This window comes from Wolbachia endosymbiont of Ctenocephalides felis wCfeT (genome assembly GCF_012277295.1).
Taxonomy (GTDB): domain Bacteria; phylum Pseudomonadota; class Alphaproteobacteria; order Rickettsiales; family Anaplasmataceae; genus Wolbachia.
Window position 1 is genome coordinate 1,004,377 of record NZ_CP051156.1, and the last position, 16,678, is coordinate 1,021,054.

The window sequence follows — 16,678 nt, forward strand, 5'->3', positions numbered from 1 at the left end:
CTGATTAATAATAGGGTCTATTCTTCTTTAATCTGAGTGCGATTGCTTCTTCCCAAATCTCACCATTATGCAAAAGCTTTTCTTTATTGTACATTAATTCTTCTCTTGTTTCAGTAGAAAATTCAAAATTAGGCCCCTCAACAATTGCATCAACAGGACATGATTCTTGGCAAAGCCCGCAATATATGCACTTCGTCATATCAATATCATAACGCGTGGTACGACGACTACCATCTTCTCTTTCCTCCGCTTCAATAACAATTGCCTGAGCAGGGCAGATAACTTCACACAATTTACAAGCTATGCAGCGCTCTTCGCCATTTGGATATCGGCGCAACGCATGTTCACCGCGAAATCTTGGACTTAAAGGCCTCTTTTCCATAGGATACCTTAGTGTTACTTTCGGCTTGAGCATATATTTCAGCGTGATAGCAAATCCTTTAATTAAGTCTACAAAGGACCAATACCAAGCTAATTTCTTTAGCATAAAATATTTAAAACTTTTACCAGCGATTATAAGCTACATTATACGTTTTCAAAAGCTTTTTTTAATCAAGTGAGTTTATTGATTGATTTTGAATCGCCAAAATTTTTCTTGACCCTTGCTAATTCCTATTCTTGGAGTGCAAATGTAGTCTGGTTTTAAGCCATAATCGCAAACACAAAATTCATAACTTATAGTCATATCCCGTTTATTATGTTCTTTGGTAATATTGAGTTTTTTACACAATATTCCTGGTCCGCCTAAATCCACTTCAGATGGTTTGATGAGCTTTAACCCGCGTATTAGTACTGCTGCTGGAAATCCTTCTACCTCTGTTACAATGTTTAAACAATGATACATGCCATATATAAAATATACATATGAAAATCCTGGCATGCCAAACATTACTGAAGTGCGCTGAGTATAACCTCTTGCTGCATGGCAAGCTGGATCATCCACTCCTATATAGGCCTCAACTTCAGTGATGATTCCACTAAAATTAGAAAATTTTAGTATTTTCCCCAACAATTCTCCAGCAACAATTAAGGTCGGTCGATTATAGAAATTTCGCGATAGTATCGTGTTATTCATTAGGCCTATTACATAAACTCCATGTATGAACATTGCAAAAAATGTTGTCATTACAACACACAATTATACAAAGGTTTCCACAAACCTCAAAATTACAACTTTAACGCTATTATTTAGCGGCAATATACTTTTAAAGACCAGTTATTTCCGTTTTGGAAATAACTGATTTTCATATAATTTCCCATAATTCTATTAAAAAATCGACAAAAATTAAAAATATTAGATAAAATTTACATATTAATAATGATATTTTTAAAAAGTTCCATAAGCGTCGAATTACAATTTTAACGCTACTATTTAGGTGGTAATTATCTTTAAAAAGCAGGTATTTCCATTTAAGGGGCAGTTATTTCCAAAATGGAAATAACTGGTTTTTCATATAATTGGTCATAATTTTGATTAAAGAGCTAATAAAAGTAAGAATATTATATAAAATTTATATATTAATAATGATATTCTTAAAGAAAATAGAATGGGTAATTATACTTATAAAACTAGTAAAAGTGTTTTAATAATAAAGTATTTTAGTAATGATATTTTTAAAGGAAGTAGAATGGGTGGTTATAGTTATGAAATTAATAAAAATGTTTTAATACTAAAGCATCTTTGTCATACTATAACTTGATTATAGGATCAAGTTAAAAAAATCTGGATTCTAGCTGGCTTTGTTGCATCGCTCTTTGGATAGGAGGCAATGCATAATAAATTCATGAAGCTATCTCAAATTTAGCCATGCCTATTTCAGTAAATTTGTTCAGCAAATAACACTTGAGTAGCATTTCTTTCTCACGGTTAATCTCAGATTTGTTCCTAAAACTAAACCCAAATGTTTGCTTCAGTCGCGAGAAAAAACTTTCTATATAAGATCTCTTCCCATAATTTATCTCTTTTTTCCACTTCTTCATACCATCTTCACCATATGACTTTATGAACTTGATTGTAGAATTTCTCTCAGCCATATAATCCAGCTTTGGATGCTCCACTGCATTGTTTTGCAGAGGAATTTTTGTCTTTATGCCAAGCTCATTGCACAATTTATATAACTTCTTTCGATTATATGCTCTGTCTGCATATAGTGTGCTTATATTGTATTTAGCATTAGCCCTTGCAATAAGATCACAGGCTCCATAGTGGTCAGAATAAACTCCACTACTGTATTTTGCAGCTATGACTTTTTTGCTACCTATCTCCAGCATTACATGCAATTTTCTTGTTTGCTTATAGCCACGGTACTTTCTATCTGTACCGTTTGCCTTACTATGGCCTGGAATATTATTGTAGATGCTTATTCCAGTGCTATCTATGGCGATCTCAATATTTTCCATACTGTTTTTATCATGTCTTCGATCATTAATTTTTAAGTTAAGCTTTTTGAATCTTCTGGAAGCCTGGGAATAGCTGATAACTTGCAAATTTTTTCCTATTTGCTCAAGGTATCCCGCTATAAACCCCACCGTTTGTCTTAGGCCTATTCTAAACAAATAAGTTATTATGTGAATTAGAATTACGACTTTATCACTATAAATATTGTTGCCACCGGCCATTTTGGGACTTTTTTCGTACCAATTTTCTATGGCATCGTTGACGTAATAAAAAATATTTCCTCTTTCTTGGAGAAATTTGTTATATTCGTAGCAGTTACTGACTTTCATTTTGACTGGCATATTTTTCCTTTGTCGGTTAAATGCCTGTTTATAATGAATTTTGTCAGTAACTCCCAGTTCTTTTTACTTTAGCTATGCAACAAAGCCATCCTGCGTCCAAAAGCATCACACTCTGCTGCCCTTTCACTACTGATTGCATCATAATCCATCTTGCTTGCTATTACTACTCCTATAGCTAATAATGCTAATCCTATAATAATTGCACCACAAGCTACTTCCAAAGGTATAGCTAGATAAGAGGCAGTAGCAACTCCAAACACTATCAACACAACGCCTGCAGTGCCAAGATCAACGGCACCTCCTCTTAGATCCCTATCCCAGATTGGTAGAGCTTTCTGCATCTTTTGCTTAATTTTTTCAAGGTCTCCTGCCTCAATAAAGTGTTTACCTTTTGATGTTCTCACAATACCAAGAGGCTTTAATTCATGTACTTTCCCACTTTGAAATGCAAAGCTTGTTTTAGTGGTAAGAACTTCGTTTAACACACCTGTATCTTCAGCTTCATCAAATACACCACAAACAAGCTTAGTATCACCCTTTTCTATAGCATATTGGAAAGCAGCTCCAAGCAGTGTGTAATTATGTGTAACCCCATTTCCTTCTACAGTTATACAATAAGTAGTCAGAACTTTGTTTAATATTCCTGCATCTTTAGCTTTCTTCAACATGTCATCAAAAGGCTCAGTATTACCTGTCTCTAAAGCAAAATTAAAAGCAGCTCCAAATGGTGTGAAATTATGTGTTATCCCATCTTCTTTTATAATCAAACAATAAGAAGTAAGAATTTCATCTAATATACCTACCTTTTCAGCTTCGTTCAATATATCATTTATATAATTAACAAGATTTGTATTACTTGTCTCTGAAGCAAAACTAAAAACACCTCCAATCAGTGATCCAGTGCATTCTTGACCACCTGGAAGTTTTATCTTTTGAATAGCTTTGAGAACTGCCTTTACATCTTCTTTCTCTTGATTTTTTAGTACATTAGCAATATTACCATTGCTTTCCATTGTATTGACTAAATTATCAAATAGCTGTCGCCGTTTTCGTTTCAGGCTTTCATATCTCATGTTTTACTCTTTAATTTCAGAATCAATATAGTTAATTATTACATAATTTGATGAAAAAGTCAACTGTGCCTTAGCCAAGAACTCCTCTTCAAATCCTGAAGAAGTGGTTGAAAAAATGCTATCTGCAAAGCAATATTCACAAAGCTTAGCTGTAAGGCCTATGGCAAAAATTCTCTAATGGTTTTGAATAAAATTTCTAATGAGCGGTTGTCAGACATATTGTGCTCTGCTGACTTTACTAAATGCACTTCAACATCGGCAGATGTAATTTTTTCTGCTAAATTTAACGAAGTTTGATAAGGTACGTCTTTGTCATTAATGCTATGCAGCAAGCGTACAGGACAGTTTATATTTATTACTTCTTTATTTAAAAGTAGATTTTTTTTACCATCATCAATTAAGTTTTTAGTTATTTTGTATGTACAGTTTTCAGAAGTGATATCTACTATCCCTTTGTGATCTAACTCTTCTCTTTGTTTGCTTGTAAATACTAAACTTTCAGTGAAATCAGGAGCGGATGATATACCAATCAATGCAGAGATTTTTTCTGGAAAATGCAGAGCAGTTAGCAACATTAACCAACCTCCCATACTTGAGCCTATTATTATTTGCTTGCCACTTGTTAACTCATTAACAATTTTAGTACAATTTCTTTGCCAATCACTTATCGTATAATCAGTAAAATTACCACTTGAATGGCCATGACCAAAATAATCAAACAATACAAGTGCTATGTCATTTTCCTGGCAGAATTTATAAATAGCAGTTGCTTTAGTGCCATTCATATTGGATGAAAAACCACCCAAAAAAACTAAAGAGACTTTTTTTCCTTGCAGCTTTCGATATGCTATATAGTTATTATCTTCATCAAATAACTTTTGATAGTCTGTCATTATTTTGGCAAGGCAACAGGGCTATCGCTCATTGAGCGCAAGTAGCTAACTAAGTCTGCAACTTCTTGTGGATTTGAAATACCTGCAAATGCCATACGTGTACCTTTTATATAGGCTTTTGGGTTCTTTAAAAAGGTAAATAGCTCTTCATATCCCCATTTTCCTCCTTTTTCAAGCACTGCTTTTGAGTAGTTAAATGAGCTACCAAGATGTGCCTTATTATTGCCAACTATATTCCACAAATTTGGTCCTACTTTATTTGCCCCACCTTTTTCAAAGGTATGGCAAGCTATGCATTTTTTCGCTACTGATTTACCCTTTTCAAAATTGGCATTCTGCATTAAGGCTCCAATATCAAGCGCCACTTGTTCAATTTTCTGCTGCGATTCGTTTTCAACGGTAGCAATTGTTGTCTTATGCTCAATCTTATATTTTTCTGGGCTGTAAAGCATATCAACTACGTTACTAACCACCATAATCATTAATCCTGCAAGTAAAATCGATGCTGCAATCTTATTGAGCTCCATAGTTAGTTGTTATTAATTCACATTACCAATTATGCAAATATTTTTATAAACAGCAACTGAAAGAGATTTACTTAAAATTTCATCAAGTTTTTAAGGAATATTGACAACTTTAGGCTATTTTATATTCTTAAGGTAAATTGATTCATTTTAAGTATAATATGGAAGGTAAAGAACACGATTTTCATTTAGTGGATCCAAGCCCTTGGCCAATTGCTATATCAGCAGCAATTCTTATTCTCGCGCTTGGACTAGTTGGCACACTTCATAAACAAATTTTTGGTGTACCAGGTTTGATTTTTGGAATTTCTGCGATATCTGGAGTGCTATTTTATTGGTGGAAAGATGTGGTAAGAGAAGCAATTTATGATAAATGCCACACAGCCATTGTAAAACATGGGCTCAAGTTTGCAATGTACTTGTTTATTCTCACGGAAGTTGTATTTTTCATTGCATTCTTTTGCTCATTCTTTAAAGCCTGGCTTGATCCGGTCTTTTTATTTGAAGCATTTTCTCCTACAAAAAAATTTGAATGGCCAACCAATGGTCCAGATCCTTGGTCCTTGCCGTTCATGAATACGTTAATATTATTACTCTCTGGTACAACCATCACCTCAGCACACCACTCCTTATTTGAAAATGATAAGAAGAATATGATTAAAATGCTCTCTATCACTATATTGCTCGGTGTTTTCTTTGTACTCACCCAGGCAGTAGAATATTACGAAGCAAACTTTTCTTTACATGACGGGATCTACGCATCCAATTTTTACATGATCACTGGGTTTCACGGTGTACACGTTATAATAGGAATAATATTTTTGTCTGTGTCTTTGTTTAGAGCGCGAAAAGATCAGTTTACTCCTCAAGACCATTTATGTTTTGAATTTGCTGCTTGGTACTGGCATTTTGTGGATGTTGTCTGGATATTTTTATTCATCTTTGTTTACTGGCTAGGTGGTGGTTAAAATAATAGGTCTTGACCCTGGAATAAGTAACACTGGTTGGGCTGTTATTGATCTTAATGAAGAAAATAATACCAAATTTTTAGGTGGTGGCACTGTATCAACAGATAGTAAGCTCGAAATAAGTGAACGTTTACACACAATTTTTGAACAATTAAAAGAAGTTATTTTTTTACATTCTCCAGATGAAGCTGCTATAGAAAAAATTTTTGTTAACAAGAATCCAAAATCCTCACTTACTTTGGGGTACGCAAGAGGAATTGCAATTTTAGTATCGAAAATAACAAAGCTATCCATAAGTGAGTATGATGCAAATTACATAAAGAAAAGCATTACTGGAAATGGTCATGCTGATAAGAATCAAATGATATTTATGGTAAAGCAGATAGTTAAAGATGTTGACGTAAAGTGCCATCACACTGCTGATGCTCTTGCTGTAGCAATTTGTCATGGTTTACACATGAAAAGTAGGCTTTATAATTTAAATTTTTCTTGATAAGTAAGTTCTAGCAAAGTATAGTGAAAATTTGGCTGACAGTGAGTAGCTTAGATTTAATTTACACAACTTTTTCAAGCACTGAAGAGGCTAAATTCATATCTGAAAGGCTATTAGATGATAAATTAATTGCATGCGTAAATATATTTCCTGAAGTAAGCTCTTTATACTTATGGAATGGTAAAATTAATAGCAGTTGCGAAGTAGTTGCAATTATGAAAAGTAACAATAGTCACATTGATAAAATTATAGAAAGAATTGAAGCAATGCATTCTTATGATCAGCCAGTTATTGCAGTAATACCTATAGAAAAAGCAAATAAATCTTTTACTAACTGGGTTAATAGTGTTATTAATGTGAGTAGTATTGGGGTGTAGCCAAGTGGTAAGGCAGCGGTTTTTGATACCGCCACGCGAAGGTTCGAATCCTTCCACCCCAGCCAAATTTTTTGAACTTGTCTATAGATTAAAAAGTGAATTAACAAAAAATCCCTTGTTTACTTTCGCTGACCTTATTAAAATCGGCAGTGTCTTTCTCAATTTTCAAAAGTTGTAGTCTTTTGTAACTTTTTGTACTACAACGTTATTGAAAACGGGTTTTATTTATAAAGACAAGGCTAGCTATATTGAGGTAAAGTAAAATGATATCGTTTCTTTATAGACTAAAATTAATTAACTATATATTGAGCAGCTTGAAAGATATGGTTGCCAAGGTATTTCGCCTTACAGTTTACTTTTATGCATCCAGTATCACACTTATGCTTCTCAGTCACGGTTTTTGGTATGCTGTGGAGTCTAGTTCTCTAAGCAGCGCGTTTTACCATCTATATCAATATTTAAAATGGTATTATGAAAACAGAAATGATCTAGGATATGGAATTTCTATCAGGATTTTAGTAGCATTTTTTACTCCACACCTTCTCTACAAATTTCTACTTAGTTTGAACTTGAAATCTTTTTTAGCAAATAAGATAATGCAGTTTGTACGCAAAAGAAAAGGTGGGGAATCAAGCAATAGTAGTCCAAAAGTTTACTTTACCAACAATGGTTATGGTGGTAAGGTGCAAAGTGCACAACAAAAGGTAGATTTAATAAAGCATTTATTAATGAAGGATATGACTCAGATTATAGGATCTGGACCACAATTAATACAAATAGATCGAGCTATAGAAAATAGGCTATATGCCATCTTTTTTGGCAAGAGTGATAAGCCTCACTAAGTTTCTTGTCGACTCTTTCCAAAAAAAGCCCTATACTTTGCATAGTTGGGGTTAATGGATATCTATGTTCAATCTTTAAAACAGTTTGCCTGCATACCCAATTATATTAAAATTATTTAATGTGAGATAATAATTACAATGCATTTATCACAGTATTACTTGCCAACTTTAAAAGAAAAACCTGCTAATGCTCAAATTATTTCTCATCAATATTCTTTACGTGCAGGCTTAGTAAAACAGGTGGTATCTGGAATCTATACGTGGTTACCGCTTGGCCTTAAGGTTATTAGGAATATTGAAAACATTATTAGAGATGAAATGAATAAATCCGGAGCAGTTGAAACATTAATGCCTTGCATACAGCCAGCGGATCTTTGGCGGGAGTCAGGACGTTATGATGATTATGGTGAGGAAATGCTGCGTATCAATGATAGGCATAAAAATGACATGCTATTTGGTCCAACGCATGAGGAAGTGGCAACTGATTTAATTAGAGATGTAGTTAAAAGCTACAAGGATCTGCCACTTTATCTGTACCAAATTCAATGGAAATTTCGTGATGAAATCAGGCCGCGTTTTGGTGTTATGAGAGGCCGTGAATTTCTAATGAAGGATGCATATAGTTTTGATTTGGATTACGAAAGTGCAATCAATTCATATGATTTGATGTATAAAACTTATATAAAAATATTCAAGCGTATGGGACTAACTCCAATTGGAGTAAGAGCAGATACCGGACCAATCGGGGGAAATTTAAGCCATGAATTCCACATATTGGCAAGCACTGGAGAAAGTACTTTATACTATGATAATAAGTTTTCTGAGCTACTGGAAAGTGAAGATATTGAAAGCTTGAAGAATATATACGCTGTTGCAGATGACATGCATGACTCTAACACTTGTCCTATATCGGAAGGGCAGTTAAGCACTAGCAAGGGTATTGAAATAGGGCATATTTTTTACTTTGGTGATAAATATTCAAAACCAATGAATGCAAAAGTGGCATCACAAGATGGAAAAAGTGTTGATATGCATATGGGATCGTACGGCATTGGAGTTTCAAGGTTAGTTGGTGCAATTATAGAAGCTTTTCATGATGATAAGGGAATTATTTGGCCAGAGAATATAGCCCCTTTCAAAATTGGCTTGATTAATTTACAGACAAGAGCAGCTGAATGTGTGGAAATTGCAAATAAAATATATAATGCTTTAGAAAGTGATGAAATACTGTACGACGATGCAGAAGAAAGCGTAGGAGTGAAATTCGCCAGGATGGATTTAATCGGTCTACCATGGCAAATTATCGTTGGGAAAAAATCAGCAAATGAAGGTATAGTGGAAGTCAAAAATAGGGCAACAGGAAAGGTAGAAGAAATGCAAATCGAAGAAGCAATAAACCGCTTTAGTATAGGATGATATACGGAATTGGCACTGATATAGTATATATATCGCGGATATCAAAGATACTACAAAAATACGGGGAAAAATTCCTCAAAAAAATCTATACTGAGCAAGAGATAGAAATAAGCAAGAAGTACAGTAGTCAAGAAATGCAAGCTAGATATTTTGCTAAACGTTTTGCTGCGAAAGAAGCTTTCGTTAAAGCACTAGGTACTGGGTTCAGCGAGGGCATTGTGATGAAGGATATAGCAATACATAGTGATGCGAAAGGAAAGCCATACATTACCATAAGTAAAGATCTTATTTCTAAACACTATATAATTCATCTTTCTCTCAGCGATGATGAAGATTATGCTATCGCTTTTGTTATAATCTATGTTTATACATAAATATATAGTACTTTCGAAAATATTAGATACTGAACAATCAGAGACAAACATGGGAATGAAAGAAGTAAGTGGGTTATCCACATTGCGTAGCCCCAACAAATAGACCTTTAATTTTCTGCGCTTATTTGCTATATTTACTGCAGGTTTTCATGAATTTTGTTGATGAATATTTTCAAGCAAGTCTTTGCTTTGATCTCAAGTAAATTGGATGAATTGAAGCAGAAAGATGTTATAAGTACAAGTGCAACAAATTTCATTGTGGAACAGCCAAGTAATAGGGCACATGGTGATATTTATACAAACGTTGCTATGGTGCTTGCAAAGCATGAAAAAAAAAATCCCATAGAAATTGCAAAGGTTTTAGCTAAAGAGTTTGAGCTTTTTAATGAAGTAGCAAAAGTAGAAATAGCGGGCTCTGGTTTTATCAATATGCATTTAAACACAGAAGTTTGGCATGGCATTTTAGAGCAGATAAACAAGCTAAAAACAGAATTTGGCACTTTGAACATAGGAAACAACCAGGCGCTAAATGTTGAATTTGTCTCCGCAAACCCAACTGGTCCGATGCATATTGGTCATGCAAGAGGAGCTATATTTGGTGATGTTCTGGCAAATTTAATGAAAAAAGTTGGTTATAATGTCACTAGAGAGTACTATATTAATGATGCTGGTGTACAGATAGATACGCTGGTAAAGTCAGTGTATCTTAGGTACAAAGAAGCGCTAGGAGAACAAATCAGTATCGAAAAAGGATTATACCCCGGTGAATATTTAAAGCCCATAGGGGAAGAGCTAGCTAAAAAATATGGTAAGGAGCTTTTAAACAATCAAAATAATCAAGTAATTAGAGATTTTACTTTAGATTTTATATTAAACATTATAAAGGAAGATCTGGATTTGCTTGGAGTAAGTCACGATGTTTTTACTTCAGAATATGAGCTGCAAAAAAGTGGCAAAATTGAAGAAAGCATTAAGATGCTGTCTGATAAAGGTTTGGTATATGAGGGATATTTAGAGAAACCAAAAGGCAAGGAAAATGAAAATTGGATTGCCAGAAAAGAATTGTTATTTCGTGCCACACAGTTCGGTGACGATGTTGATCGTGCACTGAAAAAAGAAGATGGCAGTTGGACCTACTTTGCCTCGGATATTGCTTACCATTTTGATAAAATATCACGCGGTTTTAATAATATGATCGTTGAACTTGGTAGTGACCATGGTGGTTATATTAAAAGACTCAAAGCAGTTGTTTACGCGCTAAGTGATAATCAAGCAAAAATAGAAGTGAGACTTCATAATATTGTGAATTTTCTTGAGGATGGAAAGCCTGTAAAGATGTCTAAGAGATCAGGTACTTTCCTAACAGCAAGAGATGTGGTGGAAGAAGTGAGTAAAGACATTACTCGTTTTATAATGTTAACACGCAAGAATGATATGGTTCTTGATTTTGATTTTGCTAAAGTTAAGGAGCAATCAAAAGATAATCCTATTTTTTATGTCCAATATGCTCATGCACGTGCTCACTCATTAATGCGCAATGCACCAAAAGATCTTCCAAGTGTAAACCCTGCACTCTTAAAAACTGAAGGAGAGCTATTCTTAATAAAAACTCTAGCAAAATGGCCAGATGTAGTGGAAATCTCAGCAAGACTCTGTGAGCCGCACAGAATTACTTTTTATTTATTGGAAGTTGCAGAAGCTTTCCACGCTTTATGGGGATACGGTAAAAACGATCTCAACATGCGATTCATACTAGAAGATAATTTGGACCTTACTGCTGCAAGAATGTTTTTAGTTCAGGCCTTAGCGCATGTGATTGCCTCTGCACTCTCGGTCTTTAACATTAAACCTCTTGAGGAGATGAAATAAATTAAAATTGCTCACTTGTCACCAAACTCCAATTTTAACTTTTATGTTAAGCATTTTACATAAGAATTAAATATTAACGCATTCTTAACTTCTATATTGCAATACTGAAATTTTAAGGGATAAGTTATGGATAATAGATATGAACATAAATATCCTCTGCATTATTGTGCAATTAGAGGAGATATAGCGAAGGTAGGAAAACTTTTATTCAATGGAGCAAATATAAATAAAACAGATGATGCGGGACTAACAGTTTTACATTATGTTGCTGCTGGCTATACGCTAAATTATTTGTTAATTTTGGACTTTCTATTACAATGTAAAGCAAGCGTTAATAAGCAAGATAGATTAGGAAATACCCCTCTACATGTAGCTACAGGTCAGGACGATATGTCAATAATCAATTCTCTGCTTGCTTATAGAGCTAATCCGTTATTGAAAAATTATGAAGGTAAAACTCCAGCTGATTTTGCTAATGGAAGTGCAAAACGACTGTTAGAAAGTGCAAAAAAACAAGAAGCTACTAATCAGTTATTTGCTTATGCTTCTGTGCCTAGTATTACTAAGAAAGATATTGAAGTACAATTAAGCAATGGAGCAGATATTAATGCTACCGCAAAAGATTATACAAAAAAATATCATGGCTATAACATATTAACTTTTTTCATAACACTCTTAAGCAAGAATAATTACAAGAAAAATACGATAAAACAGAAGTTGTTATCTATAAGGAATATAGTAATGTGTGGCGCTGATCCAGGTAGACAAGATGATTATGGAAATAGTGCATTGTCTATAATTGCAGCGTTACCCGAGGGCCAAATAAAAAAAGGTTTGTCAAGTGCAATGATAAATACTGTTGATGAGAGAAGAAAGAAAGCAAAGAGAAAATTAAAACTTGAATGGTTAGAAGCATCTGCAAAGAAAATGCGAACTGAACAAACAGAGACAAACATAGAAATAGAAGAAGGTAAGCTAGGAACACCTCTTTACATCTAGCTGCTTATTAGGGCAATATATCAAAAATCGAGCATCTGCTTAATTGTGGAGCTAATCCATTATTAGCAAATAGTAATGGTAGAACTCCAGCTGATCTTGCTCAAGGAAGTGCAAAAGAACTTTTAGAAAGTGCAGCAGCAAAACAAATAGCTACTAATAAATTGTTCAGAGCAGCGTGCACACGTGACAAAACTAATGAACAGATTAGTGACTTAATAAGTAAAGGAGGAGATATTAATGGTACAAAAAAATTCGATTCAAGTACAAAAAATAGAAGAAATATTGGAAAAAGCGCATTAACTTATTTGATTCAATTGTACATTGATTCGTTTTACAAATCTCGTCAAATAAAGGATAGATCTAAACAAAATTATTTAAATATGATATCAAGAGTAATAATGTTTGGTGCTGATCCATATAAAGAAGATGGTCATAGAAAGAGTGCAATATCTTTAATAGATAAAGAGAGGGGTAAAGGTAATGATAAATTTGCAGATAAATTATTGTCAGCAATTAACAAGGGTTTAGCTAAGAGAGTACTAAATAATCCTAGTCACAAATTACCTGTAAAGAGAGTGCAAACTGAACAACTAAAGACAAACATGGAAGAAGTAAGTGTACCATCCACATCGCATGATCATGGCAAATAGACTTGTAATTTCCTGTACTTGTTTGATATATTTATTGAAAAATTTGTATTGATAAATATCGTCAAGCAAGTCTTTTTGAGGGTATCCATTCAGGTGTATGGCTTAAGAAGCAATAGCCAGTAGGTTTTGAAAAGGATTTAACTTCTTTTGCCTCCAAGTCAAGTACAATGAAATTATCCTCTCAAGAAACATATTTCCCCGTTTCGATTGTGTAAAATATGAAACTTTTCGGTAAACAACGTAATGCCGAATCTGTCGCTCAGCATAGTTGTTTGTCAGTGGAATATTTTCTGGATCGTCCAAAAATTTCCACATCATCAGATCCGATTTCATGATATTTTTTGCTACTCGAGACGCTCCAATTGCCTCGGGTAAATTTGATATATTCTTTAAGTAATATCTCGTTCGCTTGCATAATTTTCTTGCTCTTCTTATGAACCTTAATGTGTCTATTTCATCCTTTAACAGAGCTTTTTTCAATGCAAATAATTCAGTAGCAACATTCCTTAAATAATACCCCAAAACTTTCACTTCGCTATTCCAACTATGAGACAACCTTTCAAAATCTCTTGCTAAATGTGCCCAACAGACCTGCCTTTTCTTGCTGGAAAAGTAGTTGTAAGCTGCATATCTGTCGGTCACTACTAGGTTGTTATTCTTTCCAAATTTACTATTTTCCAGGACTTTCATCCCTCTTGACTCTGTCAATTTGATCACACTTCCTATTTTGCTCGCAAACATCCAGCACCAGCCCTGTTTACCTTTGTTGTAATGGCTAGTTTCATCGATATGTAAAATTTTGCTCTTGCTTACCTCTTCCTCAATTTGCTCATATGCTTCTTGGCATTTTTCTGCCACTCTAGCCTCGCTATTTGATACACTACCGACGCTGATATCCAGGTTGAAAATGTCCTTTATAATATTTGCCACTTCTTTTTTCGAATTCTTGTAAAATCCACTTAATGCTGTAATTACTGACTTAACTCTTGGACCAAATGTGTCCGCAGTTACTCCTTCTTGTAGCTTGCTACTTTTTCTTTTTCCACATCTTTTGCAACGTCCATGCTCTAGTTGATATTCAACTACATACGGCTTGATTTCCGACAAATCGACCTTTTGATGAGTATACGGATCTTTTGATACCGCAATTTCTCCTCCGCACTCACACGTATTGGGCAGTTCTATTTTTACCATCTCATCTGCCTCCATTTTAGGGCGGTAACTGCCTTTATGTCCAACCTGTGCTCCTACTTTCCTGTCACTTTTTGGCTTATTTTCCCTCATCTTATATAATTCTTTGGAGCTTGGTATAGATGAATTTTTTGAACTTAAGCCAAGCCTTTCTTTTAACTCAGCGTTTTCGATCCTTAGCGCTTTATTTTCTGCTTTAAGCTCTTCTATTTTTGTTTCTAACTTTTCTATAGTCTGCTTAAACTTTCGCAAAATTCTAAAAGATCAACCATATTACCTCACAGCCACTCTAGTTTACCTTTTTAGCATTCCTTGTCTACTCTTTATTTTACCGCCCGGCTGAATGGATACAAAGGGAAAGAGGACTTAAAACAGGCTTATATAAATAAAGCAATTGTAATAGGTGTTATTATAGGAACTGCAGTGGCAGTGTTAACTTTTTGCATTTGTTACTTCGCTTTCTCTTTAGCTTTATTACCAGAAGCTGTTAGTATAGCTATAGGTGCTGGAGTTGTATCAGGTGCTATTGCTGGTGTTGGTAAATATATGACTAGCCCTAGAGTGGAGAATGTTGGTGCAAGTCAGCTAGAATCGCCCACTTCCTGACCCTTACCAAACAATCCATAACTGGAGTTTATAGGGCTCTTTTGTACTATAAATCAACTATTTCAGCATCAAACCTCAAGAAGACCGGTGTTGGTTTAGGTAATATTATGCCTGAACTTAGGCATGCACTACATAAAGACTTTAAATCTCGTTTTTCTTTTGGAATTTGCAATTGATTGAGTATCATCTCTGCTGATTTCGGCACGATTGGTTGTAGTAAAATGCCGATTATTCTTATGTATTCTAATAACTTGTAAATTACTAAATTCATACGTTCTTTGTCAGTTTTGCTTAATGTCCAAGGTGCGCTTTTGTCTATGTAAGCATTAGCTTCAGAGGAGATATTAATAATTAAAAGTATAATGTAATTAAACTCATACTTTGTAAGGTGATTCATAACTTGATCGATTATTGCATTACAATCAGGAAGACTTTCTTCATTTTTGAGTAGATTTTTATCGACAATTGGAACAACACCAGAGCATTGTTTATGCAAAAATGAAACTGTCCTTTGGACTAAATTACCTATATTGTTTGCAAGCTCTGAGTTTATGCAGCTTACCATATTTTTTTTACTAAAATTGCCATCCTGACCAAAGCTTGCTTCTCTTAGGAGAAAATAACGCAGTTGATCAACGCCAAACTCTGTAGCTAAGCCAATTGGATCTATCGCATTACCAAACGACTTAGATATTTTTTCTCCCTCATTTAACCACCAACCATGAACTGCAACTTGTTTTGGCAGTGGCAAATCTGCTGCAAGGAGAATTGCTGGCCAATATACAGCGTGAAAGCGCAGTATATCTTTGCCAATAACATGGACATTGAAAGAGTCATTATTGATCCAAAATTGCTTGTATTCTTTATCTTCTGCATTAGGAAAGCCTATTGATGTTACATAATTAGTAAGTGCATCTATCCAGACATAAATTACATGCTTATCATTACCAGGTACTTTTATTCCCCAACTAAAACTCGTACGTGAAATTGAAAGGTCAGTCAGTCCTGACTTGACAAACGATATTACCTCATTTTTTCTACTCTCAGGAAAGACAAAGTTAGGTTGGTTTGTATATAGTTCCAACAACTTATCTTGCCAATTTGATAAGCGAAAGAAGTAACTCTCTTCTTTTACCCACTCAACTTCAGCACCCGTTGGTGCTTTACCATCTATCAGTTCTGATTCTTGATAAAATGCTTCATCACGAACTACATACCACCCAGAATAAGAATCCAAATATATTTGCCCTCTTTCTTCTAGCCTATTCCATAAAGCTGTCACTGCTTTTTCATGGCGTTCTTCAGTAGTGCGAATAAAATCGTCATATTGAAAATTCATGAATTTAGCCAACTCTCTAAATGAAGTACTCACTCTATCCGTAAATTCCTTTGGCTGTATTCCCTTTGCTTTAGCTGCTTTTTCAATCTTTTGTCCATGTTCATCTGTGCCTGTAGTAAACTTGACACTTTTTCCAGCTAGCTTCATAAATCTTGCTGTAACATCGCATAAAAGAGAAGTATATGCGTGACCAATGTGCGGCTTATCATTTACATAATATATAGGTGTGGTAATGTAAAGATTATCAAATTGCTTCATTTTTCAGTGTTTAAAGCTCTATTGTATATGTGCTAGCGGCAGAGTTCAATTACTATAATGGGAAGTG

General features: G+C 34.4%; 17 protein-coding genes, 1 tRNA gene and 1 pseudogene. 11 read left to right on the plus strand and 8 right to left on the minus strand.

The annotated features are described in order from the left end of the window. Positions 1-4: 4 nt before the first annotated feature. From nuoI to HF197_RS04920, 6 genes are all read right to left on the minus strand, one after another. A complete protein-coding gene (gene nuoI, locus HF197_RS04895; protein WP_168464474.1) occupies positions 5-487 on the minus strand; it encodes an NADH-quinone oxidoreductase subunit NuoI in 483 nt (160 codons plus the stop codon). A 75-nt stretch (positions 488-562) separates the two neighbouring features. Continuing rightward, the gene (locus HF197_RS04900) at positions 563-1,075 is read right to left on the minus strand and encodes a DNA-3-methyladenine glycosylase (protein WP_168464905.1); all 513 of its coding nucleotides are present in this window, start codon (positions 1,073-1,075) and stop codon (positions 563-565) included. 707 nt (positions 1,076-1,782) lie between these two features. Beyond that, positions 1,783-2,739: an IS5 family transposase gene (locus HF197_RS04905; RefSeq protein WP_168464285.1), complete on the minus strand. Its 957-nt coding sequence runs from the start codon at positions 2,737-2,739 to the stop codon at positions 1,783-1,785. 68 nt (positions 2,740-2,807) lie between these two features. Then, entirely contained in the window at positions 2,808-3,812 is a 1,005-nt protein-coding gene (locus tag HF197_RS04910; protein ID WP_168464475.1) for a hypothetical protein, read from the minus strand. A 158-nt stretch (positions 3,813-3,970) separates the two neighbouring features. Then, positions 3,971-4,705: an alpha/beta hydrolase gene (locus HF197_RS04915; RefSeq protein ID WP_168464476.1), complete on the minus strand. Its 735-nt coding sequence runs from the start codon at positions 4,703-4,705 to the stop codon at positions 3,971-3,973. After that, positions 4,705-5,232 (minus strand): c-type cytochrome, encoded by a 528-nt coding sequence (locus HF197_RS04920; protein WP_168464477.1) that lies wholly within the window; start codon positions 5,230-5,232, stop codon positions 4,705-4,707. The genes HF197_RS04915 and HF197_RS04920 overlap by 1 nt, the downstream gene beginning before the upstream one ends. 158 nt (positions 5,233-5,390) lie before the next feature. Between HF197_RS04920 and HF197_RS04925 the strand changes: the two genes are divergently transcribed. The 10 genes from HF197_RS04925 to HF197_RS04970 all read left to right on the plus strand — a co-directional run bounded on the left by HF197_RS04925 (position 5,391) and on the right by HF197_RS04970 (position 13,217). Then, complete coding sequence (locus HF197_RS04925) at positions 5,391-6,197, plus strand: cytochrome c oxidase subunit 3 (RefSeq protein WP_168464478.1); 807 nt, start codon at positions 5,391-5,393, stop codon at positions 6,195-6,197. After that, positions 6,190-6,690: a crossover junction endodeoxyribonuclease RuvC gene (gene ruvC, locus HF197_RS04930; protein ID WP_168464479.1), complete on the plus strand. Its 501-nt coding sequence runs from the start codon at positions 6,190-6,192 to the stop codon at positions 6,688-6,690. The genes HF197_RS04925 and ruvC overlap by 8 nt, the downstream gene beginning before the upstream one ends. Before the next feature lie 41 nt (positions 6,691-6,731). Continuing rightward, the gene (cutA, locus tag HF197_RS04935; protein ID WP_168464906.1) at positions 6,732-7,067 is read left to right on the plus strand and encodes a divalent-cation tolerance protein CutA; all 336 of its coding nucleotides are present in this window, start codon (positions 6,732-6,734) and stop codon (positions 7,065-7,067) included. After that, a tRNA-Gln gene (locus HF197_RS04940) sits at positions 7,058-7,132 on the plus strand. The genes cutA and HF197_RS04940 overlap by 10 nt, the downstream gene beginning before the upstream one ends. Positions 7,133-7,390: 258 nt before the next feature. Beyond that, entirely contained in the window at positions 7,391-7,909 is a 519-nt protein-coding gene (locus HF197_RS04945; protein WP_246168628.1) for a hypothetical protein, read from the plus strand. A 138-nt stretch (positions 7,910-8,047) separates the two neighbouring features. After that, complete coding sequence (gene proS, locus HF197_RS04950; RefSeq protein WP_168464481.1) at positions 8,048-9,325, plus strand: proline--tRNA ligase; 1,278 nt, start codon at positions 8,048-8,050, stop codon at positions 9,323-9,325. After that, positions 9,322-9,699, plus strand: coding sequence for a holo-[acyl-carrier-protein] synthase (locus tag HF197_RS04955; RefSeq protein ID WP_168464482.1), 378 nt, complete (start codon positions 9,322-9,324; stop codon positions 9,697-9,699). Before proS ends, HF197_RS04955 begins: the two co-directional genes overlap by 4 nt. Before the next feature lie 162 nt (positions 9,700-9,861). Further along, positions 9,862-11,568: an arginine--tRNA ligase gene (gene argS, locus HF197_RS04960; protein ID WP_168464907.1), complete on the plus strand. Its 1,707-nt coding sequence runs from the start codon at positions 9,862-9,864 to the stop codon at positions 11,566-11,568. Between the two features lie 126 nt (positions 11,569-11,694). Next, entirely contained in the window at positions 11,695-12,567 is an 873-nt protein-coding gene (locus tag HF197_RS04965) for an ankyrin repeat domain-containing protein (RefSeq protein ID WP_168464908.1), read from the plus strand. Between the two features lie 161 nt (positions 12,568-12,728). Next, positions 12,729-13,217 (plus strand): hypothetical protein, encoded by a 489-nt coding sequence (locus tag HF197_RS04970; protein ID WP_168464483.1) that lies wholly within the window; start codon positions 12,729-12,731, stop codon positions 13,215-13,217. Positions 13,218-13,319: 102 nt separating this feature from the next. Here the strand turns inward: HF197_RS04970 and tnpC are convergent. Beyond that, positions 13,320-14,680 (minus strand): annotated as a pseudogene (gene tnpC / locus HF197_RS04975) (IS66 family transposase). A gap of 40 nt (positions 14,681-14,720) precedes the next feature. On the opposite strand from tnpC, the gene HF197_RS04980 reads away from it, so the two are divergent. Next, positions 14,721-15,014 (plus strand): magnesium transporter, encoded by a 294-nt coding sequence (locus HF197_RS04980; protein WP_168464484.1) that lies wholly within the window; start codon positions 14,721-14,723, stop codon positions 15,012-15,014. Positions 15,015-15,060: 46 nt separating this feature from the next. Here HF197_RS04980 and metG read toward each other — a convergent pair whose 3' ends face one another. Continuing rightward, positions 15,061-16,611, minus strand: a complete 1,551-nt coding sequence (gene metG, locus HF197_RS04985) for a methionine--tRNA ligase (RefSeq protein ID WP_168464485.1) — start codon at positions 16,609-16,611, stop codon at positions 15,061-15,063. Between the last annotated feature and the right edge of the window lie 67 nt (positions 16,612-16,678).

Excerpts from the sequence above, each read along its gene's own strand:
- HF197_RS04910 (WP_168464475.1), bottom strand. The coding sequence starts at position 3,812 with ATGAGATATGAAAGCCTGAAACGAAAACGGCGACAGCTATTTGATAAT.
- proS (WP_168464481.1), top strand. The coding sequence starts at position 8,048 with ATGCATTTATCACAGTATTACTTGCCAACTTTAAAAGAAAAACCTGCT.
- HF197_RS04905 (WP_168464285.1), bottom strand. The coding sequence starts at position 2,739 with ATGCCAGTCAAAATGAAAGTCAGTAACTGCTACGAATATAACAAATTT.
- argS (WP_168464907.1), top strand. The coding sequence starts at position 9,862 with ATGAATATTTTCAAGCAAGTCTTTGCTTTGATCTCAAGTAAATTGGAT.
- HF197_RS04945 (WP_246168628.1), top strand. The coding sequence starts at position 7,391 with ATGGTTGCCAAGGTATTTCGCCTTACAGTTTACTTTTATGCATCCAGT.
- HF197_RS04915 (WP_168464476.1), bottom strand. The coding sequence starts at position 4,705 with ATGACAGACTATCAAAAGTTATTTGATGAAGATAATAACTATATAGCA.
- metG (WP_168464485.1), bottom strand. The coding sequence starts at position 16,611 with ATGAAGCAATTTGATAATCTTTACATTACCACACCTATATATTATGTA.
- HF197_RS04965 (WP_168464908.1), top strand. The coding sequence starts at position 11,695 with ATGGATAATAGATATGAACATAAATATCCTCTGCATTATTGTGCAATT.
- HF197_RS04900 (WP_168464905.1), bottom strand. The coding sequence starts at position 1,075 with ATGAATAACACGATACTATCGCGAAATTTCTATAATCGACCGACCTTA.
- nuoI (WP_168464474.1), bottom strand. The coding sequence starts at position 487 with ATGCTAAAGAAATTAGCTTGGTATTGGTCCTTTGTAGACTTAATTAAA.
- HF197_RS04925 (WP_168464478.1), top strand. The coding sequence starts at position 5,391 with ATGGAAGGTAAAGAACACGATTTTCATTTAGTGGATCCAAGCCCTTGG.
- HF197_RS04920 (WP_168464477.1), bottom strand. The coding sequence starts at position 5,232 with ATGGAGCTCAATAAGATTGCAGCATCGATTTTACTTGCAGGATTAATG.
- HF197_RS04955 (WP_168464482.1), top strand. The coding sequence starts at position 9,322 with ATGATATACGGAATTGGCACTGATATAGTATATATATCGCGGATATCA.